The organism is Alkanindiges hydrocarboniclasticus, assembly GCF_001982605.1.
Classification (GTDB): domain Bacteria; phylum Pseudomonadota; class Gammaproteobacteria; order Pseudomonadales; family Moraxellaceae; genus Alkanindiges; species Alkanindiges hydrocarboniclasticus.
Genome location: NZ_MLCN01000023.1, coordinates 123,005 through 142,411 on the forward strand (window position 1 = coordinate 123,005; position 19,407 = coordinate 142,411).

Here is a 19,407-nt window from a genome sequence, read left to right on the forward strand (position 1 = left end):
GGCAACAAATATATTGATGCCTACACGATTAACAATTTTTAAACTTATATTACATAGCTGTAACATTCTATATTAAAATTCGGTTTTTGGACGTTTTTGCCTGCGCAGGAACGTTTGCCAGTTGATTGGAGCAAGCAGTTTATTTCGCCTGTGCCGGAGTAAACAGTAGAGGTCATATGAAATTTCAAACCATTCTAGTTACGGCAATTTGTAGTGCCGCCATGTCTGCCGCCTGTGCCCAGCCTGTATGGCAGGACTTTAGCATTACCGGACTTCATGGTGATGATTATAAAGTCGGCCCTGAAAAACGGGATGTCATTACTCTGGAATATGCAGCGGGCCTGACTTGGGGCGATGCATTCTTTTTTATTGACCATAGCCGCTATAACCAGACGGATGAAAAAGACAATTATTTTGAGCTTGCACCCCGCTTAAGCCTGTCGTATGTAACGGGCCAGAAACTGTCTTATGGGCCAATCAGGGATGTTTATCTGGCATCTACCTGGGAATCCGGCAGTGATTTTGACAACTATGTGTATGGCATTGGTTTTGGCCTGACCATTCCGTATTTTAAATATGCGGATATCAACCTGTACCGTGCCAATAATGAAACCACCAAGGATGACTGGATGACCACAGTCACTTATGGGGTGCCGCTGACAGTGGCTGGGCAGGACTTTTTGTTTGATGGTTTTGCCGACTGGTCCAGCAAGGAATCTGACCATGCTGCCGAACTGAACTGGACATCGCAGTGGAAATGGAACGCTGGCAAGCTGATTAGCCCAAACACCCGTCTTTATCTGGGGATTGAATATTCTTACTGGATCAACAAGTTTGGCATCAGGAATGTAGATGAAAAGAACGTCAGTGCCTTGGTGAAATATCACTTTTAGGCCAGAACCTAGCTGTTGGTGTAATCCTGTATTTTAGGCATTGCCATAGTGAACTGAATATTGACTGTGTTTGTGCATGCTCTTTGCATTGTTAAAGGTATCGTACAGACGGACTTTTTAAAAAAGCGTACTTATGGTGCGCTTTTTTGCATTTATCGGGCATGAATAATTTTTTGGCAGTGAATCACAAAGCATGGAAAGCCAGTCTTGAGCTGGGTTTTACCTGGTCTGGACAGCAGCGCACTATATTGGCGCATCGCAAGCACAGTGGCCCACTTCGGGTGCAAAAGGCACTCTGGCCCGAAGCCAAAGGCGTGTGTCATGTAATTATTGTGCATCCACCGGCTGGTTTTGCAGGCGGTGATGAGCTGAGTATTCAGGTGGCAGTTGCGCAGGACAGTCATGCGCTCATTACCACGCCCGGCGCTGGCAAGTGGTATGCCAGTACGGGGCAAACTGCAAGGCAGACTATTGATTTACAGGTGGCTGATAAAGCCATTCTGGAGTGGTTGCCACAGGAAACCATGCTGTTTAACCGGGCAATTGCCCATAGTCAAACCAGCATCCGGCTGGCTGCCAGTGCTGTTTTTATTGGGTGGGATATTCTGGTGATTGGCCGCCAGTCACGCGCGGAAAAATTTGAGGCCGGGCATTATCAGAACCAGTTATCAATCTGGCAAAACGACCAGTTGCTGTTTAAAGATCAATTGTTTTTTCAGGGCAATGATCGCTGGCTGGTGTCTCCACTGGGTATGCATCAGCAAGCAGTGAGTGGTTCACTCTATGCCATTCCGCCGCTTGAACAACGTGATGAAAAACGGCTGGATGTGCACATTGATATCCTGCGAGAACTGATGAGCCGTATGACGGTGCCAGTGCGCTTAACCCGGTTGGGTTATACACTGGTTGCGCGGTATCTGGGCAACGATACCCGACAGTGTCTGGATGCATTTGCGGCGATTCGGGCCAAGTGCCGACGCGAGTGGCTTGGACTGGATGAAGAATTACCCCGTATCTGGAAAACCTGAGTTTTAAACGTTTTACCCGGATTTTGATTAAAAAAACATCGATTGCAAGATTGTTATTTAAGTTAGCCTAAAAATTTTCATAAATGTGTACGGTTTTTGCTTAATAAAGCCCAAGTATAAATTACCGGCCTACAATCCTTATGGAACTTACCCCCACTGAAAAAGACAAAATGCTGATTTTTACTGCGGGGCTGGTGGCAGAGCGGCGCAAGGCACGGGGTTTAAAACTCAACTACCCCGAAGCAATTGCCTATATTTCTGCTGCATTGCTCGAAGGCGCGCGTGACGGGCGTAGCGTAAGTGACCTGATGCATTATGGCACCACCTTACTGAACCGTGATGATGTGATGGATGGTGTGGCTGACATGATTGCCGAGGTACAGGTGGAAGCCACTTTTCCCGATGGCAGCAAGCTGGTCACGGTGCATCAACCCATCATGTAATTTTAAAACATAAGGAAAATGCCATGACTCCCGGCGAAGTGTTGGTAGAAGCAGGTGATATTGAAATTAATGCAGGTCGCCAAACCTTACGAATTGATGTGAGTAATCATGGTGATCGCCCGATTCAGATTGGCTCACATTTTCATTTTTATGAAGTGAATGATTCGCTGGTGTTTGAGCGCGAGCAAAGTAGGGGGTTTCGCCTGAATATTCCAGCAGGAACCGCAGTGCGCTTTGAGCCGGGACAGGTACGACAGGTTGAATTGGTGGCATTGGCGGGCAAACGTGAGGTGTATGGGTTTGCTGGCCGTGTGATGGGCGGACTTTAATGCTGCAGTGATGTAGGTATTACAACGGTAAACGGAATAATTTATTTCAGCACTTGATTTTTTGATTCTTTTGCATCAAGGCCAAAGAACGTAAAAAATCGTGATGGTTTATAAACCAAAAACTGTAAGACCCTGTCGTGCTAGGAGTTTTGAATTTACGACGTAACAGTAATTTCAAGAATAAATAACAGATTTAGGAAGCATACCCTGTGAAAATGTCGCGCCGTGCCTATAGTGAAATGTTTGGCCCTACCAAGGGTGACCGGGTTCGGCTGGCAGATACCGAGCTGCTACTTGAGGTTGAGTACGACTATACCTGCTATGGCGAAGAAGTGAAGTTTGGCGGCGGCAAGGTCATTCGTGATGGCATGGGACAATCACAACTGAATGCCGAATTTGTAGCCGATACCGTCATTACCAACGCGCTGATTGTCGACTGGTGGGGCATTGTTAAAGCCGATGTGGGGCTTAAAAATGGCCGGATCTGGAAAATTGGCAAGGCGGGTAATCCTGATATTCAGCCGGATATTGACATCCCGCTGGGCGCCGCTACCGAGGTCATTGCGGGTGAAGGCCAGATTTTAACCGCAGGTGGGGTAGATACCCATATTCACTGGATTTGCCCGCAACAGGTGGTAACTGCGCTCATGTCTGGTATAACCACCATGATTGGCGGTGGTACTGGCCCAGCCGCCGGAACGTCTGCCACTACTGTTACCCCGGGGCCTTGGCACATTGCGACCATGCTTAAAGCCATTGATAGCCTGCCGATGAATATTGGTTTGCTGGGCAAGGGTAACCTGAGCCTGCCAGAACCGATTGCCGAGCAAATTAAAGCTGGCGTCGTGGGTTTAAAGCTGCACGAAGACTGGGGTTCAACGCCTGCCGCCATTGACAACTGCCTGACCGTGGCGGATCAATACGATGTACAGGTGGCGATTCATACCGATACCTTGAATGAAAGCGGTTTTCTGGAAGCCACTCTGGGCGCGTTTAAAGACCGTACCATTCATACTTATCACACCGAGGGCGCAGGTGGCGGCCATGCACCGGATATTTTAAAAGCAATTGGCCAGTCCAACGTGCTGCCGTCATCCACCAATCCCACCCGTCCGTATACCATTAATACCATTGATGAGCATCTGGATATGCTCATGGTGTGCCATCATTTAGACCCTGCAATTAGCGAAGATGTAGCGTTTGCCGAAAGCCGAATTCGCCGTGAAACCATTGCTGCTGAAGATATTTTGCAGGATTTGGGCGCGATTGCCATGATGAGTTCTGACTCGCAGGCGATGGGCCGGGTGGGTGAAGTGATTATTCGCACTTGGCAAACCGCTCACAAAATGAAAGTGCAACGCGGCGCGCTAGAAGGGGATTCTGCGCGCAACGACAACCAGCGCATCAAGCGCTATATTGCCAAATACACCATTAATCCGGCCATTACGCACGGTTTAAGCCATGAGGTTGGTTCGGTGGAAGTGGGCAAACTGGCCGATCTGGTACTGTGGAAACCTGCATTTTTTGGTGTCAAACCGTCCATGATTATTAAGGGGGGCATGATTGCTGCCGCACCAATGGGTGACATCAACGCGTCGATTCCAACCCCGCAGCCTGTGCATTATCGCCCAATGTTTGGTGCTTTACCTGATGGGGTTCATGCGTCTTGTATTACTTTTTTGTCGCAAATTGCCATTGAGAATGGTGTGGCTGAAAAGTTGGGTTTAAAGAAAATGATTAGCCCTGCCAAAAACACCCGTAACATTCGCAAGACTGATATGAAGCACAATACCTATTTGCCTGTGATGGAAGTTGACCCTGAGACTTATGTGGTAAAAGCGGATGGCGTGCATTTGACCTGTGAGCCTGCGGATGTGCTGCCGATGGCACAACGGTATTTTTTGTTTTGAGTGCTTATATGTCTTATTGGTTAGATGAAGCAGACTTTCAATATGCTGATGATAAGTATTTTTATCTATATCGTCATATGTCTTTTCAAGAATATTATTTAGATTCAATTGTGAAGCAGACATTACGCTTTAGCTCACCTTTAGACTTTAACGACCCTTTTGATTGCGTCTTTAAGATAAATGAATCGCCTAACGCAAACTATTTTAATGGAGTTTTGAATAGGCTTAAATGGAGTGGCTCTCCTGCTCAGCGACTGCAAAAACGAAATACATTAAAGAAATCCCTAATGTCTATTGATGGTCAAAAACGATTTTTAAAAGAGCATTTTGAGAAATTTGGGGTAATTTGTTTAAACCATAATCCATTAAATATATTGATGTGGTCACATTATGGTGATTCTCATCGAGGATTTTTGATTGAGCTAAAGTTTCCAAAAGATAGGTATCAGTTCTGTCAAAACCATTTTCCACCGCATCCAGTTATATATAGTGAAAATTACCCTGTAGGAAGGCTTGATTTTTTTGATATCAAAACCCAGCAACAAATGTTTTGTCAAAAATCTATTGACTGGCAATATGAGAAAGAATACCGCTTATTAGCTAGTGGTTTTTTGGATAAAGCAGACGAGCAAAGAGTTTATACATATCCTTGCGACTGGTTAGCGAGTGTAGTTGTTGGTTGCAAGTGTTCTGAGGATAATGTTAAAAAAATTACGGAAATTGTGAGCAAGTTTAATTTAGATAATGATAAGAATATTAAGCTGTATAGATCCATTCAATCCCCAGATAAGTTTGTGGTAGAAGTTCCCCAACATCCTCGTTTAGATCCAAAGTTAAATAAAAAGAGAAAGTAATGAACATTTATACCCAACGTCTACCCACTGACTACCACCCACAAAGCGAAATACAAAGCATCGCTTTAAATTACGATACCCGCCAAAAATGCCGTTTCCGTGCCACTTTAGATAATGGTCAAGATATCGGTGTAGATTTGCCTCGTACTGGCGTGCTGCGTGGTGGAGCATTTATCGGTACAGAAACAGGCGAAGTATTACAAGTCCAAGCTGCACCTGAAAAGCTACTGTGCATTACTGCCAATGAACCTTTTGACTTGCTCAAAGCCGCCTATCATTTGGGCAATCGTCATGTGCCGTTGATGCTCACACCAACGGCGCTGTATCTGGAACCCGATTATGTGCTGGCTGATATGGTGCGCGGTTTGGGTTTAACCGTGGAAGAAGTCATGCACCCATTTGAACCGGAAAGCGGTGCATACGCTCAGCATCAACATGACAACCGATTGCGTCCCTATCATGCCCATCACTGAACCAGTGCCGCAAAATAATGCGCTGAATCAAACGCTCAACGCAGTCAGTTTACTCAAGTTGCTCACGCTATCGTCCACCGCGTTGCCAATTGGTGCGTATTGCTATTCGCAAGGGGTAGAAAGCGCCATTGAATGTGGTTTGGTCACTAATGAAAAAACCGCGCTGGCCTACTTTGAGGATGTGCTGGACTTGTTGCTGGTACGCTATGAATTGCCCATGCTGGCACAACTAATGCAAGCAGTGACTGATGCAGGGAGATTTACAGCATTAGCCAGCGATTACAAAGCCAGCCGTGAAACCCGCGAATTTTTACTGGAAAGTCAGCAACTGGCTTTTTCACTCAACGCATGGATCAAGCAGGTGCTGGAACTAGAGGTACAGGTAGAGTCACATTATGGTTTTGTTCCGGTCTATGCCCAGTTGTGCGCTCGGCTTAATTTATCGGTAGATGACTGTTTGACCGCGTATTGCTTTAGTGTGCTGGAAAATCAGGTGTTGGCGGCGGTCAAAACTGTTCCACTGGGGCAGATGAGTGGGCAGCGGATTTTATGGCAATTGCATCAGCGCATGCCGCAAGCTGTACAACAGTCATTAAAACAGGCATTAAATTTGCAAGGTTTGGCCATATCTTTAAGCAGCAACTTACCCAATTTTGCCATGCTGTCCATGCAGCACGAAACCCAGTATTCACGATTGTTTCGGTCGTAGTTTGTATTCATGAATAACAGTATTTATCAGCAGTTATGAGAACAGAGAATTGATATGTCAGAACGTAGTCCGCTTCGGGTAGGAATTGGTGGCCCGGTTGGTTCAGGTAAAACCGCACTCACCTTGAATTTATGCCGTGCCTTGCGCGATAAATACAACATGGCGGTCGTCACCAACGATATTTACACCAAGGAAGATTCTAACTTTTTAACCCGTAACGAAGCCATGAGCCCGGATCGTATTGTTGGGGTGGAAACTGGTGGGTGTCCGCACACGGCCATTCGGGAAGATGCCTCCATTAATCTGGCGGCCATTGATGATTTGAATAACAAGTTTGCGGGGCTGGAGCTGATTATTATTGAAAGTGGTGGCGACAATCTAGCGGCAACTTTTAGTCCGGAATTATCCGATTTGACCCTGTATGTGATTGATGTGGCTGCCGGTGAAAAAATCCCGCGTAAAGGCGGCCCCGGTATTACCAAGTCCGATTTGCTGATTATCAATAAAACTGACTTGGCACCCATGGTTGGCGCTTCACTGGAAGTAATGGATCAGGATGCCAAACGTATGCGTGGTGAGCGTCCATTTTTGTTTTCTAATATGAAAACCCAAGATGGCTTAAATGACATTATTGCCTTTATTGAAAAACAGGGTTTATTCAAGCATTAACTGGATTAAGGACAACATTATGCGTTTTTTATTACTGGCGTTACTGAGTGTATCAAGCCTTGCACTGGCACATCCGGGCCATGAATACAGCCATTCTGCCTTGCTTGCTGGCTTGTTGCATCCATTATCGGGGCTTGATCATTTAACAATGGGCCTGGGTTTGGGTATTTTGCTGGCGCGTACTTTTAAGCAGGCACGTTTTATGGGGCTGGCCTTGTTGCTGGTTACAGTTACCGGTGGTTTTATGCTGGGCATGGCGCATATGGTGCCAGTAAGTATTGCTGAGTATGGCATTGTGGCTTCGTTAGTGGTGCTGGCTGTTGCCCTGTGGCAGCGTTCTACCTCGATATTTTTGGCCATGGTAGCGCTGCTGGGTGTATTTCACGGTTTGGCCCATGGTGCTGAACTGGGAACAGGCATGAATCCGCTGAATTTTATGCTGGGTATGCTGGTTACTTTGGGTGCACTGTACAGTGTTGGCCTGTTGGCGGGGCAATTGATCAAGCGGCATATCAAGCAAGGCGAGCGCATCGTTGCCGTGCTAATAGGTGTGGTGGCGCTGCTGGGTTTGACTTAAATAGCTGGTGCTTTAAAACTGATAGTAGAAAATAAAAAGCAGCTTAGTGCGCTGCTTTTTGAGTTTGATAAAGTCCGGCATGTACTTGTCCGGCTCGGGTTTCCTTAAGCAGTTGCCAATGGGCGGGCAGTTCCAGTTGCTGCAAGGGGCGGTCTGCTTCTATATAAATTCTTGCTGCTGGATTCAATAAGGGATCAATCAGAGTGGCAAGGGGTGTCCATAAATTCAGGCTATACGGCGGGTCCAGAAACACTAGATCAAAACCTGCTGAACGTACAGGCTCTGGAAGCTGCACTAGCGCTTGCTCAGCCTTGGCAAAAATCACTTTGGCGGTAGTGCATTGTAATTGCACAAGGTTGGCTTTAATGAGTTCTGCCTGTTTGCGATCTGCTTCAATAAACACACAATGGCGGGCCCCACGGGACAGCGCCTCAATGCCCAAGGCACCAGAACCAGCACAAGTATCCAGCACTTGTTTGCCTGACACATCCCACATTAGCCAGTTAAACAGGGTTTCCCTTACCCGGTCTGGCGTTGGGCGCAGGCCATTAACGGCTTCAAAGCGAATCAGCCGACGCTTCCATTCACCGCCAATAATGCGAACCTGATTCATGGCTTATTCCTCATTGCAGCTTATTCTTCATCAGTGGTGGTTGCAGCCCGGCGATTGCCAGTGGTGCGGGTAGTCTGGCTGACCTGTTCAGAAATTTCCTGTGGCTTCATGCCAGCAGTCATCAAGCCTCCGGTAATGCTGGTTGGTGCCGGCTTGATTGGATTTTTTTCCATCTGGTGTACCATATAGTCAAACATGGGGCGGGCCAGTACGGCCGCAGCAGAACCATGCTTGCCATTTTCCAGAATGACCGCAACGGCAATCTTTGGCTTATCCGCTGGGGCAAAACCCACAAACAGGCCATGGTCATAGTGGCGTTTATCCAGCGCAGCTTCGTTATAGCGTTTGCCCTGTGCAATACTTTTAACCTGTGCAGTGCCGGTTTTACCTGCAATTTCATAGCCTTTAAGACCGACTTTGAGGCTGCCTCCCGTACCAGAGCGAATGACGTTGACCATGGCGTCACGCATGTTATTCCAGTCCTGCTCGGTGCCATTAAATTCAACCTTGCCATCTGGTGCATTCAGCACATGGTAGGGTTTTGGCCCTTTGCTTTCACGCAGCACATGGGGAGTAACATGGTGCCCATGATTGGCCGTAATGGCAGTCGCTAGCGCCAATTGAATAGGCGTAGCAGTAAAAGCTCCCTGACCAATACTTACCGAAATAGTTTCACCGGGCAGCCATTTGCTGTTGCGCTTTTGCATTTTCCATTTGGGTGAGGGGTACAGCCCGGAGCTTTCATTGGGCAGGTCTATCCCGGTTTTTTCACCAAAGCCAAACTGGGTCATCCAGTCATGCATATTGTCAATGCCCATGCGATAGGCCAGTACATAAAAGAAGGTATCGCAAGACCAGGTAATTGCCTTGTTCAGGTCAACTGTGCCGTGGCCTGATTTTTTCCAGTCCCGGAAACGGTGTGAGTCACCCGGTAGGTGAAAATAGCCGGGGTCGTAAATCTGCGTGCCCCAGTTGACCAGGTTGTAATGAATACCACCCAGTCCTTCCATGGGCTTAATGGTTGAGCCGGGTGGATAAACCCCTTGCAGCGCACGGTTATAGAGCGGCTGATCCGGGTTGTCACGCAGGCCATTATAGTCAGTGTGGCTAATGCCGGTGACAAACAGGTTAGGATTAAAACTGGGGTTGCTGACAAAAGCCAGAATTTCACCGGTTTGCGGGTCAATTGCCACAATGGCACCACGCCGCCCGGATAACTGGGCATGGGCAATACTTTGCAGGCCATAATCCAGTGACAAGTACAGATCATTGCCACGAATGGCAGGGGTCTGGCCCAGATGACGTAGGACTTGCCCATGTGCATTTGCTTCCACATATTGATACCCGGGCTTGCCATGCAGCAAGTCTTCATAAAATTTTTCAACACCAATCTTGCCAATCAGGTCTGTACCGGCATAGGCGTTTTTATCCAGTTCGCCCAGTTCTTTTTCATTAATCCGCCCGACATAGCCAATAACGTGCGCAAATAGTTCGGCATGCGGATAAAACCGGGTCATTTTGGTTTCAATGTTGACACCCGGAAAGGTATATTTTAATTCGCTAAAACGGGCAATCTGCTGCTCATTCAGGTTGAGCTTGATGGCCAGTGGTTCGGTTTTGCGGCTGGACTTTGCCCGGTGCCTGAATTTGTTCAGGTCATCCTGTGTCAGGTCCAGCACGGGCACCAGACGTTTGAGGGTATCTTCCACATCCTCAATATCTGCCCGGTTAATAATGGCCGTAAATACCGGATAGTTGTCAGCCAGCAGGATGCCATTACGGTCATAAACATAGCCGCGCGCCGGGGGAATGGCCTGTAGGCGGATACGATTCTTGTCTGCTGCACTGTTGTACTGGCCATACTGGAAAATCTGTAGATAAGTATAGCGGGCCAGCAGTCCTGCAATGCAAAAGACCACAAAAGCCACCGCAAACCAGACGCGATGACGAAAGATTTGCTGGTCCTGGTGAGGATTTTTAAGGGGAAGCGGGCTCTTCATACAGGCAGCAGGAATAAGATTGGCACAATTTTAGCTATATTTGGTTATAGATGCCATGCTTCTCAATCCCTGAGTTGTAAAAGATCGATTACGGCAGGCATCTGGTTTTCGCAATTTGGGTTTTCTTGTCGGTTTCATTAAAAAAAACGCGACAGATGTTCTACTTTTGTCTAAACTTTCGCGCCGTCTACCCATAACTTGGGAAGGTTCAGTTGGCACCGCTCGCACCAGTCCTGCGGAAGAGTTTAACCCTAGTCATGAGAAGGGTGACCTGTGTTTACAACCAAAGATTACTTATTGATTGCCGCTGTTGTTTTATACATTCTGGCAAATGTTGTGGTTGGGGTTCTTGCTGCAAAACGTGTGAAAAACAGTACTGACTATATTGTTGCAGGCCATCGCCTGCCGTTGTATATGGTGATCGCTACTGTATTTGCAACCTGGTTTGGTTCGGAAACCCTGCTGGGCACGTCGTCAACCTTTGTCAGTGAAGGAATGGGCGGCATCGTGGCTGACCCGTTTGGTGCTGCGTTGTGTCTTATTCTGGTGGGGCTATTTTTTGCAGGGCCACTGTATCGTCTGAAACTCCTGACGATTGGTGACTATTATAAAATCCGCTATGGCCGTGATATTGAAATTGCCACCTCAGTGGTTATTATCATTTCCTATTTGGGCTGGGTTGCTGCCCAGTTTACCGCGCTGGGTGTGGTGTTTAATTCCATTTCCCATGGCTTAATTAGCCAGAATGCCGGTATTTATATTGGTGCAGCCATTGTGCTGATTTACACCATTTTTGGCGGTATGTGGTCGGTAGCCCTAACCGACCTGATTCAAATGGCAACCATTGCTATTGGGCTGGTGGTGATTACCTGGGTGATTACCGGTCAGGTTGATGGCGGTGCGCCCGCTGTTATTCAGCATGCAGCCGAATCCGGTAAGCTGAATATGCTACCCGATGCCACACTGGTGGGTTGGCTGGGCTTTTTTAGTGCACTGGTGACACTGGGCTTTGGCTCTATTCCGCAGCAGGATGTATTCCAGCGTGCCATGTCCGCCAACAGTGAAAAAAATGCCAAGCGCGGTGCAGTGATTGGTGGCGTTTTGTACCTCTTAATTGCCATGATGCCAATTTATCTGGCCTACACAGCCTTTATTATTGAACCTGCAACCGTCCAGAGCATGCTCAGTGACAGTGGTGACCCTCAACTGGTGTTACCAACACTGGTCATGAACCACACGCCTTTTTTTGTGCAGATTATTTTCTTTGGTGCGGTACTGTCAGCCATCATGAGTACGGCCTCAGCCACCCTGCTGGCACCTTCCAGCATGATTAGCGAAAATATTTTATCGCGTTTTTTTGTGGGCCGGGATGAAAAATACAAACTGCGCTTTATCCGTAGCTCGGTGGTAGTGTTTGCCTTTTTTGTACTGCTATATGCCGTGCAGTCCGAGCAATCCATTTTCCAGATGGTTGAAGATGCCTACAAGGTCGTGCTGGTCGGGGCATTTGTACCGCTGGCTTTTGGCCTGTACTGGAAGCGTGCCAGCCACAATGGTGCTCGGCTTGCCATGGTGTCTGGTATTGTCAGCTGGCTGGTTTTTGAGTATCTGGACAAGGATTCCAACTGGGCCATGCTGGGTTTCCCGGATGCTGCCGGTGTCTGTCCGCCGCAACTGGCTGGTTTGATCATTGCAGTGATTGCCATGCTGGTGGGTAGCCTGATCTGGCCAAACCGCAAGGGCATGCCACAACCGCTGAATGAAAAAATTGCAGATGAAGCAGTGCTTAACGCAAAATAAATTCTTGTATTTGACGGCGAATAATAGTGGTCAGGCGGATTTTTTCTGATAAAGTCTGCCTTGGCTTAACCAAACGACGCCATAGATGGTGTTGCAGACCAAAAAACCAGCAGGAGTGGTTAGTAATGAATAAACAGTGGATTACAGCGCTGTTGACAGTGGGGCTAATGACAAGCGTGTCGGCACAGGCAGCAGTGAAAGACTGGTTTCCAAAGCCTGCAACAGACACCACCGGGTTAAAAAAAGTATATGCCGGGGTGGGGATTACCAATGAGTTTTATCACCTGAATGCTGAAATGCCAACAGGTTACGGCAATGTTTATGTCAAGGCGGGTGGCTTTATTGATGGGCCGAATGAACCGGCTGGCCAGATTGGCTTTCGCTATCCCTACTTCCTAACAGGGACTGATAAAAACGGCTATTACTTTGGTGGCTTTATCGGGCATATTGAAACCAAGACCCAGGATAGTAAAAAATACAATCGCCTGGGTGCTGGCGGCGAGCTGTCCTATGTCTGGATGAACAGTTCACGTGTGAGTGCGGCCAGTATTGGTATTGGTGTGGGCGAGCGCAAAAAGGGCCGTGATGGTAGCAAGGAAGATGCCACGCCCATGATTATGTTTGGCTATAGTTTTAGCTTTGGGATTTATTGATAGGCGACTAAACCACCAGAATCAAGCACAGATGGTGGTAGGGCATTGGCCTGTTTTACAATATTTAAGCGTCATTTGAGAGTGTTGCATGCTGGAGTTTATTAGTCATTATTGGCAAGTCTTTGCAAATCGCCCCGATTTTTGGGCAATTTTAAGTATTGTGCCAGTAACGGCCTTTGTGACTTGGGCGCACGTCTGGATGGCGCTAAAAATGGTATTTTACCCCATTAACTTCTGGGGCTTTCATATCGGTTCACTGCCGGTTGGCTGGCAGGGTATTGTCCCGCGCAAGGCTGGCCGTATTTCCGGTATTATTACCGACAATACCTTATCCAAGTTAGGATCATTGCAAGAGTTTCTTCAGGCCATGGAGCCTGATGAAATGGCAAAAATCATTGGTGATCAGGTAGGTTATGACCTTGAGCACCTGATTGATGAGGTCATGCTGGAGCGTAACCCGGTATTGTGGGAAAATCTGCCTTTTTCCATCAAGCGCCGCATTTATAGTCAGGCACAAAAGCAGATTCCCACCGTATTGCGTGATCTGGTAAATGAGCTGACCTTTAATGTGGAAAATCTGGTCGACATGCGGGAAATGGTTGTGCGCCAGATGGAAGGCGACCGTCGCCTGATGGTGCGCATGTTCCTGAAAGTAGGCCAGAAAGAAATCAACTTTATCTGGCATATCAGCGCACTGATTGGCATGTTTTTCGGCTTTTTCCAGATGCTAGTCTGGTTCCTTGTACCATGGCACTGGACTGTGCCATTCTGGGCGGCTGTCTGGGGCTTCCTGACCAACTGGATTGCCATCTGGATGGTATTTAATCCGGTTGATCCACATCCAATCCGTTATTTAAAGCTATTCCGGCTTACCAACACCAAAATTCCATTTATTGCCCCGGTTATTCCGCATATTGCCACCTATAACTGGCAGGGTGCGTTTATGAAGCGCCAGCATGAAGTGTCTGAAGTGTTTGCGTCAGTGGTTACTGAAGAACTGATTACACTTAAAAGCATCATGACTGAAATGATGTACGGCTCGCGTAATGAAAAAACCCGTCGCATTCTGAAGCGCCATATCAATAAAATTATGGAAACACCTGTGGTGCGCACCAGCTTGCAAGTCAGTATTGGCATGAAAGAATATGCCCGACTGAAAACCGACCTGATTGACCGCTCCATCCAGATTACCATGGTGCCTATTTCTGACCCGGTGCTTAACCAGAGCCGCGCCAAGAAAATCTATCACATGTTCCGTGAGCGTATTCTTGCCCTGTCTTCCAAGGAATTCCAGAACCTGCTTCGTCCAGCCTTTCAGGAAGATGAATGGATTTTGATTGTCCTTGGCGGTGTGACAGGCTTTATTGCCGGGACTATTCATTTGTTTGTGGCATTCATTCGCTAACAGCACTAATTAAGCCAGCACCTACCTTTTTAATCGGGTCAGGTTCTGGCATTTTACCACTTAGGTCTTATGGTATTTATAGGTGCGGTTGGGAATGATAGGGACAGCGCGGTAGCAGTGTGGCCTTAGGCCTGTCAAGTTAGGCTGTAGCGGTTATGGGTTTGACAGAAATGCTTACTGAATTAACCGGATAAAGTTGAAAAAAACTTGAGTCCAGCTAGCTGTGAATGTATTGTTACGCCAATCTTTTAATTTTTATTTTGTAATTTATTTATCGTGATTGAGGAAGATGTTTTATGCGCATTATTTTGCTAGGGCCACCGGGAGCAGGAAAAGGAACACAGGCTCAGTTAATCTGCCAGCGCTATAACATTCCACAAATTTCTACGGGCGACATGCTGCGTGCTGCAATCCGTGAAGGAACAGAGCTTGGTCAAAAAGCCAAAAGTGTAATGGATGCAGGTGGTCTGGTATCCGATGACCTGATTATTGGTCTGGTGAAAGATCGTCTGGCCCAGCCGGATGCGGTAAATGGCTGTATTTTTGATGGCTTTCCACGCACTATTCCACAGGCTGAAGCCTTGGAAGCCGCTGGTGTGGCCATTGATCATGTGATTGAAATCGACGTACCGGATGAAGAAATTGTGGCCCGCCTGTCTGGCCGTCGTCAGCATCCAGCGTCTGGTCGTGTGTATCATCTGGTCTATAATCCACCCAAAGCCGAAGGCGTGGATGATGTTACTGGTGAGCCACTGGTTCAGCGTCCTGATGATCAGGAAGAAACCATTCGCAAGCGTTTAAATTCTTATCATACTGAAACTGAACAATTGGTTGGTTTTTACCAGTCTCGCGCACAAGCTGGTGAAAATGCACCCACTTATGACAAGCTGAACGGTCTGGACAGTATTGATAACGTTAAACAAAAATTGTTTACCATTTTGGGTTAAGCCTAGACTGATGTAAAAACCAAGCATTAAAAAACGGGACATTGCTCCCGTTTTTTATTACCGCCCTATTTAGCCCATACCACTGTAACTATGTGGTTTTTATATGCGCTATTGCCTCGGCGGCACCAAATTCATATTTTTCAGGCCATTGGCATAAGTCTGCCACAATGCATTTGGCACACAACGGAACCCGGGCCTTACAGGTATAACGGCCATGCAGCAATATCCAGTGATGAGCATTGGTCAGATAAGAGGCAGGCACCACGTCCAGCAATTTTTTTTCAACACCTTCTACGGTCTTGGCCGGCGCCAGTCCGGTACGATTACTAACCCGGAAGATGTGGGTATCCACCGCCATGGTGGGATGACCAAATGCCGTATTCAACACCACATTGGCTGTTTTGCGACCTACACCAGCCAGTGCTTCCAGATCCTTGCGATTATCGGGTACTTGACCCCCATGCAGGTCAATGAGCATCTGGCAGGTTTTAATAATATTGTTGGCCTTGGCGGTATAAAAATTAACAGTCCTGATATATTCCTTCAAGCCGTCTACACCCAGTGCCAAAATGCTTTCGGGCCTATTGGCCACAGCAAATAATTTGGCTGTGGCTTTGTTCACGCCTACATCCGTCATCTGTGCCGATAAAATTACCGCAATAAGTAATTCAAAGGGTGAGTGATAAACCAGTTCGGTGGTGGGGTCAGGGCGCTGGGCTTGTAACCGTTCAAAAAATTCTTCAACGTGTTCTGGGTTCATGGCTAATCCATACTGCGTTGCAGCTCTGTTTTTAATGATTCTAACTGGTGCTGCTTGGCCACATCATCAGGTTTAACGTTAAGCTGCCGTTCCAGTTTTTTAATCTGGCTGCGCAATGATGCCAGCCTGATGGTTTGTGCTGCTGAAACAGGTGTTGCAGGTTTGGCTTCTATCACTGGAGCCGCCAGTTGATGTAAATCCATGCCCGTAATGGCAGCGGCTTGCTCGGTGCTAATTGCCGCTGAAACCACGGGTTTACGAATTTTCTGAGTGAGCATGCGCTGCTGTTCACGCAATACATGTGCCTGATAGCGCTGACGTAAATCCTGCTGTTCAGTCTTACGTTCGGCATCACTGGGCACTGGCGCAGGGTCAGCAATCAGGTCAATGCAATCTACCGGACAGGGCGGGATACACAGTTCACAGCCAGTACACAGGTCAGTTAGAATGCTATGCATTAGCTTGCCACTGCCAATAATGGCATCAACCGGACAGGCGCTGATGCACTTGGTACAACCAATGCATTCATCTTCACGAATGATGGCTTTCATGCGTTGGGGCCGGCCATCAGCCACTAATGGCCACTGGCTGGGTTTGGCAGGCAAGGGTGGCCGGCCCAGTATTTCTGCCAGCTGGTTGGCTACAGGTTGCCCGCCGGGCACACAGCCATCTGCGCTGGCACCCTCGGCCATGGCAGTGGCATACGGCAGACAGCCAGCCGGATGCCCACAAAGACCACACTGGGTTTGTGGCAGGGTTTCGTCAAGTAAACGAATCAATTCGGCAGTTGACATGAACAATAGGGCACTAAACTAAAACAAATAAAGTGGCAAATGATGCGAGAATCCCAGCACAAGGTCAAATAAAACTTGGCAAAAATCTGCATGTGTTGCAGAGAAATTCTGTGGAAAACTGCATTTTGCCACACGCTGTTCTACTACATGCTTAATTCTGTAAGGAAAGTAATCTGCCTGATAGCTGATCAGTCCGTCGATAGGGAGATAATTAATTTGAAATATAGTTCGGTCAATGATTTTTTAAATGTGGTAAGCCGTCGCAATCAGAATGAACCTGAATTTATGCAGGCAGTAGAAGAGGTAATGACCAGTTTATGGCCTTTTATTGCGCAAAATTCCTTTTATGCCGAACAAGGCCTGCTGGAACGGCTGGTTGAGCCAGAACGTATTATTCAGTTTCGGGTTGCCTGGGTGGATGATAGCAATGAGGTACAGGTGAACCGCGCCTGGCGGGTGCAGTTTAATTCAGCCATTGGGCCTTATAAGGGTGGCATGCGTTTTCATCCTTCAGTCAATGTGTCCATTTTGAAGTTTTTGGGTTTTGAGCAAACCTTTAAGAATGCCCTGACCACCTTACCCATGGGTGGCGGTAAGGGCGGTTCCGATTTTGATCCCAAAGGCAAAAGCAACAATGAAGTCATGCGCTTTTGTCAGGCGCTGATGCTGGAGCTATACCGGCATTTAGGCCCAAATACTGATATTCCCGCTGGCGATATTGGCGTAGGTGCGCGGGAAGTAGGATATATGGCCGGCATGATGAAAAAAATCAGCAATGATACCGCCTGTGTCTTTACTGGTAAGGGCTTGTCCTATGGCGGCAGCTTGATGCGCCCTGAAGCCACCGGCTATGGCTGCGTGTATTTTACCGAGCAGATGCTGCATACCCATGGTGAGACGCTGGATAACAAGAAAATTGCCATTTCCGGGTCTGGCAATGTGGCGCTGCATGCCGCAGAAAAAGCCATTGAACTGGGTGCCATGGTGGTCACTTTATCTGATTCTAGCGGCACTATTTACATTGAACAGGGCCTTGATTTTGAGCGGTTAGAGCAAATCAAGCTGCACAAAATGGTGCAGCGCAGGCGTTTGTCAGAGTTTGCTGTACAGCACAAACTCACCTATTATCCGGATCTGCGGCCATGGCATATTCCAGCAGATATTGCCTTGCCCTGTGCTACCCAAAATGAACTTAACCAGCAAGATGCAGAAATGCTGGTAAAAAATGGGGTCATCTGTGTGGCTGAAGGAGCAAATATGCCCTGTACCATAGAAGCAGTGAACTGTTTTTTAAATGCCAAGATACTGTATGCACCGGGTAAGGCCAGTAATGCTGGTGGCGTGACGACCTCTGGGCTGGAAATGACCCAGAATGCCATGCGCATGAGCTGGCCACATGCCGATGTCGATAGCCGCTTGCACCATGTGATGCAGCAAATTCATCAAAGTTGTGCCTTTTATGGCAAGGCTGAGGATGGCCACATTAACTATGTGAACGGTGCCAATATTGCCGGTTTTGTCAAAGTGGCTGATGCCATGCTGGCTCAGGGAGTGTGGTAGCTGTGTTTTGAACTGTATAACATCAACCGACTAAAAATTTAAGTTAAAAAAATGGCGTATGCAACCTATTGCAACGACGCCATTTCTTCACGTTACTGCCAAATAATCTAAAACTTATTTAACCTGTTCACGTTCAACAAACATATCCAGCACATACGCCGCGTTGGATGCATCAGCAGGTGGATTTTTAACAGGGTATTTTTTAACCCGGATAATCACACGTTCGTTATTGCTGTGCTCATAGCCTTCAATGGAGTCATAAAAGTTTTCCCAGCCGCTGGATACATAGTTTTTTAAGCCTTGTTCATTGTATTTGACTTGTCGTACTTGTAAACACTGCATCTGGCGCACACCTGCATCACAGCGTTGTGTTTTGGGTGAAACTTCCAGAAAAATGGTTTCAGCCTGAGCACCATATTTGCTTTCTGGCGTGGCAATGCCTTTAAACACCAGCATGTCACCTGATGCACTAATTAGGGTTAATTGGGGTTGTGAGTCGGCCTTGGTAATCTTGAGGGTAGAATTACCTTCAATCAGCTTGCCCATTAAGGTGTCTAGCTGGTTTACTGGTGCATCACAGGCCATCATGGTAGAAACCAGATTGCTGACTGTTAACACATTTGCTTTAAGCGTGAAGGCACCGCCCATGTGGTTGCAAGTGTTCAAAATGCCAATATTGTTATCCTTAAACTGAAGGCTAACCGGTTTATCCTGTCGCACAAACAGGGCATTGATGGCCTGACCCTGTTGATTGGTAGCCTGCACCAGTTGCCATGTATAGCTGCTCAAAACAGTGCTGCTAGGAGATAATGTGGTAGATATTTCAGACATATTGGCTTTAGGGTTGTGTAGGCCAGATTGGGTACAGGCAATCAGTGACAGGCTCATTGCAAGCATTAAGGCGTTTTTCATATTTGGGTTTCATCAGTTTCTTAATGCCCCATTATAAAAAAGCCACGCGAATGTATTGCATGGCTTTGGTTAATGATC

20 protein-coding genes are annotated in these 19,407 nt (G+C 47.3%); 15 read left to right on the forward strand and 5 right to left on the reverse strand.

Translation table 11 applies throughout. From position 1 onward, the window contains the following. Positions 1-176: 176 nt before the first annotated feature. The 10 genes from BKE30_RS09475 to BKE30_RS09520 all read left to right on the forward strand — a co-directional run bounded on the left by BKE30_RS09475 (position 177) and on the right by BKE30_RS09520 (position 7,885). Positions 177-893: an outer membrane protein OmpK gene (locus tag BKE30_RS09475; protein WP_076878348.1), complete on the forward strand. Its 717-nt coding sequence runs from the start codon at positions 177-179 to the stop codon at positions 891-893. A gap of 161 nt (positions 894-1,054) precedes the next feature. Continuing rightward, positions 1,055-1,921 carry an urease accessory protein UreD gene (locus tag BKE30_RS09480; protein ID WP_076878349.1) on the forward strand — a complete coding sequence of 289 codons (867 nt, stop codon included), beginning with the start codon at positions 1,055-1,057 and terminating at the stop codon, positions 1,919-1,921. A 140-nt stretch (positions 1,922-2,061) separates the two neighbouring features. Continuing rightward, positions 2,062-2,364, forward strand: coding sequence for an urease subunit gamma (gene ureA, locus BKE30_RS09485; protein ID WP_076878350.1), 303 nt, complete (start codon positions 2,062-2,064; stop codon positions 2,362-2,364). Between the two features lie 23 nt (positions 2,365-2,387). Beyond that, a complete protein-coding gene (locus tag BKE30_RS09490; protein ID WP_076878351.1) occupies positions 2,388-2,693 on the forward strand; it encodes an urease subunit beta in 306 nt (101 codons plus the stop codon). Positions 2,694-2,902: 209 nt separating this feature from the next. After that, positions 2,903-4,603 (forward strand): urease subunit alpha, encoded by a 1,701-nt coding sequence (gene ureC, locus BKE30_RS09495; RefSeq protein ID WP_076878352.1) that lies wholly within the window; start codon positions 2,903-2,905, stop codon positions 4,601-4,603. An 8-nt stretch (positions 4,604-4,611) separates the two neighbouring features. Further along, entirely contained in the window at positions 4,612-5,457 is an 846-nt protein-coding gene (locus tag BKE30_RS09500; RefSeq protein WP_076878353.1) for a DUF2971 domain-containing protein, read from the forward strand. Continuing rightward, positions 5,457-5,930, forward strand: coding sequence for an urease accessory protein UreE (gene ureE, locus BKE30_RS09505; RefSeq protein ID WP_076878354.1), 474 nt, complete (start codon positions 5,457-5,459; stop codon positions 5,928-5,930). Before BKE30_RS09500 ends, ureE begins: the two co-directional genes overlap by 1 nt. After that, a complete protein-coding gene (locus BKE30_RS09510; RefSeq protein WP_076878355.1) occupies positions 5,917-6,639 on the forward strand; it encodes an urease accessory protein UreF in 723 nt (240 codons plus the stop codon). Before ureE ends, BKE30_RS09510 begins: the two co-directional genes overlap by 14 nt. Before the next feature lie 54 nt (positions 6,640-6,693). Next, positions 6,694-7,308, forward strand: coding sequence for an urease accessory protein UreG (gene ureG / locus BKE30_RS09515; RefSeq protein WP_076878356.1), 615 nt, complete (start codon positions 6,694-6,696; stop codon positions 7,306-7,308). A 19-nt stretch (positions 7,309-7,327) separates the two neighbouring features. Beyond that, complete coding sequence (locus BKE30_RS09520; protein ID WP_076878357.1) at positions 7,328-7,885, forward strand: HupE/UreJ family protein; 558 nt, start codon at positions 7,328-7,330, stop codon at positions 7,883-7,885. Positions 7,886-7,928: 43 nt separating this feature from the next. Here BKE30_RS09520 and rsmD read toward each other — a convergent pair whose 3' ends face one another. Beyond that, positions 7,929-8,498 (reverse strand): 16S rRNA (guanine(966)-N(2))-methyltransferase RsmD, encoded by a 570-nt coding sequence (gene rsmD / locus BKE30_RS09525; protein ID WP_076878358.1) that lies wholly within the window; start codon positions 8,496-8,498, stop codon positions 7,929-7,931. A 20-nt stretch (positions 8,499-8,518) separates the two neighbouring features. Next, entirely contained in the window at positions 8,519-10,498 is a 1,980-nt protein-coding gene (mrdA, locus tag BKE30_RS09530) for a penicillin-binding protein 2 (protein WP_076878359.1), read from the reverse strand. 273 nt (positions 10,499-10,771) lie between these two features. On the opposite strand from mrdA, the gene BKE30_RS09535 reads away from it, so the two are divergent. The 4 genes from BKE30_RS09535 to adk all read left to right on the forward strand — a co-directional run bounded on the left by BKE30_RS09535 (position 10,772) and on the right by adk (position 15,303). After that, complete coding sequence (locus tag BKE30_RS09535; protein ID WP_076878360.1) at positions 10,772-12,298, forward strand: sodium:solute symporter family protein; 1,527 nt, start codon at positions 10,772-10,774, stop codon at positions 12,296-12,298. Positions 12,299-12,423: 125 nt separating this feature from the next. Further along, positions 12,424-12,951, forward strand: a complete 528-nt coding sequence (locus BKE30_RS09540; protein ID WP_076878361.1) for a hypothetical protein — start codon at positions 12,424-12,426, stop codon at positions 12,949-12,951. Positions 12,952-13,039: 88 nt separating this feature from the next. Then, positions 13,040-14,356 (forward strand): hypothetical protein, encoded by a 1,317-nt coding sequence (locus BKE30_RS09545; protein WP_076878362.1) that lies wholly within the window; start codon positions 13,040-13,042, stop codon positions 14,354-14,356. A 296-nt stretch (positions 14,357-14,652) separates the two neighbouring features. Then, a complete protein-coding gene (gene adk / locus BKE30_RS09550) occupies positions 14,653-15,303 on the forward strand; it encodes an adenylate kinase (RefSeq protein ID WP_076878363.1) in 651 nt (216 codons plus the stop codon). 88 nt (positions 15,304-15,391) lie between these two features. On the opposite strand, the gene nth is transcribed toward adk, so the two are convergent. Both nth and BKE30_RS09560 read right to left on the reverse strand, forming a co-directional pair. Continuing rightward, positions 15,392-16,063, reverse strand: a complete 672-nt coding sequence (gene nth / locus BKE30_RS09555) for an endonuclease III (protein ID WP_076878364.1) — start codon at positions 16,061-16,063, stop codon at positions 15,392-15,394. A 2-nt stretch (positions 16,064-16,065) separates the two neighbouring features. Beyond that, positions 16,066-16,857 carry an RnfABCDGE type electron transport complex subunit B gene (locus tag BKE30_RS09560; protein ID WP_076878365.1) on the reverse strand — a complete coding sequence of 264 codons (792 nt, stop codon included), beginning with the start codon at positions 16,855-16,857 and terminating at the stop codon, positions 16,066-16,068. A gap of 216 nt (positions 16,858-17,073) precedes the next feature. Between BKE30_RS09560 and gdhA the strand changes: the two genes are divergently transcribed. Then, positions 17,074-18,417: an NADP-specific glutamate dehydrogenase gene (gdhA, locus tag BKE30_RS09565; protein ID WP_076878366.1), complete on the forward strand. Its 1,344-nt coding sequence runs from the start codon at positions 17,074-17,076 to the stop codon at positions 18,415-18,417. 114 nt (positions 18,418-18,531) lie between these two features. On the opposite strand, the gene BKE30_RS09570 is transcribed toward gdhA, so the two are convergent. Next, on the reverse strand, positions 18,532-19,329 hold the full coding sequence (locus BKE30_RS09570; RefSeq protein ID WP_076878367.1) for an META and DUF4377 domain-containing protein: 798 nt from the start codon (positions 19,327-19,329) through the stop codon (positions 18,532-18,534). Between the last annotated feature and the right edge of the window lie 78 nt (positions 19,330-19,407).

Coding starts and splice junctions, on each gene's coding strand:
- BKE30_RS09475 (WP_076878348.1), top strand. CDS start 177: ATGAAATTTCAAACCATTCTAGTTACGGCAATTTGTAGTGCCGCCATG.
- BKE30_RS09480 (WP_076878349.1), top strand. CDS start 1,055: ATGAATAATTTTTTGGCAGTGAATCACAAAGCATGGAAAGCCAGTCTT.
- ureA (WP_076878350.1), top strand. CDS start 2,062: ATGGAACTTACCCCCACTGAAAAAGACAAAATGCTGATTTTTACTGCG.
- BKE30_RS09490 (WP_076878351.1), top strand. CDS start 2,388: ATGACTCCCGGCGAAGTGTTGGTAGAAGCAGGTGATATTGAAATTAAT.
- BKE30_RS09500 (WP_076878353.1), top strand. CDS start 4,612: ATGTCTTATTGGTTAGATGAAGCAGACTTTCAATATGCTGATGATAAG.
- ureE (WP_076878354.1), top strand. CDS start 5,457: ATGAACATTTATACCCAACGTCTACCCACTGACTACCACCCACAAAGC.
- BKE30_RS09510 (WP_076878355.1), top strand. CDS start 5,917: ATGCCCATCACTGAACCAGTGCCGCAAAATAATGCGCTGAATCAAACG.
- ureG (WP_076878356.1), top strand. CDS start 6,694: ATGTCAGAACGTAGTCCGCTTCGGGTAGGAATTGGTGGCCCGGTTGGT.
- BKE30_RS09520 (WP_076878357.1), top strand. CDS start 7,328: ATGCGTTTTTTATTACTGGCGTTACTGAGTGTATCAAGCCTTGCACTG.
- rsmD (WP_076878358.1), bottom strand. CDS start 8,498: ATGAATCAGGTTCGCATTATTGGCGGTGAATGGAAGCGTCGGCTGATT.
- mrdA (WP_076878359.1), bottom strand. CDS start 10,498: ATGAAGAGCCCGCTTCCCCTTAAAAATCCTCACCAGGACCAGCAAATC.
- BKE30_RS09540 (WP_076878361.1), top strand. CDS start 12,424: ATGAATAAACAGTGGATTACAGCGCTGTTGACAGTGGGGCTAATGACA.
- BKE30_RS09545 (WP_076878362.1), top strand. CDS start 13,040: ATGCTGGAGTTTATTAGTCATTATTGGCAAGTCTTTGCAAATCGCCCC.
- adk (WP_076878363.1), top strand. CDS start 14,653: ATGCGCATTATTTTGCTAGGGCCACCGGGAGCAGGAAAAGGAACACAG.
- nth (WP_076878364.1), bottom strand. CDS start 16,063: ATGAACCCAGAACACGTTGAAGAATTTTTTGAACGGTTACAAGCCCAG.
- BKE30_RS09560 (WP_076878365.1), bottom strand. CDS start 16,857: ATGTCAACTGCCGAATTGATTCGTTTACTTGACGAAACCCTGCCACAA.
- BKE30_RS09570 (WP_076878367.1), bottom strand. CDS start 19,329: ATGAAAAACGCCTTAATGCTTGCAATGAGCCTGTCACTGATTGCCTGT.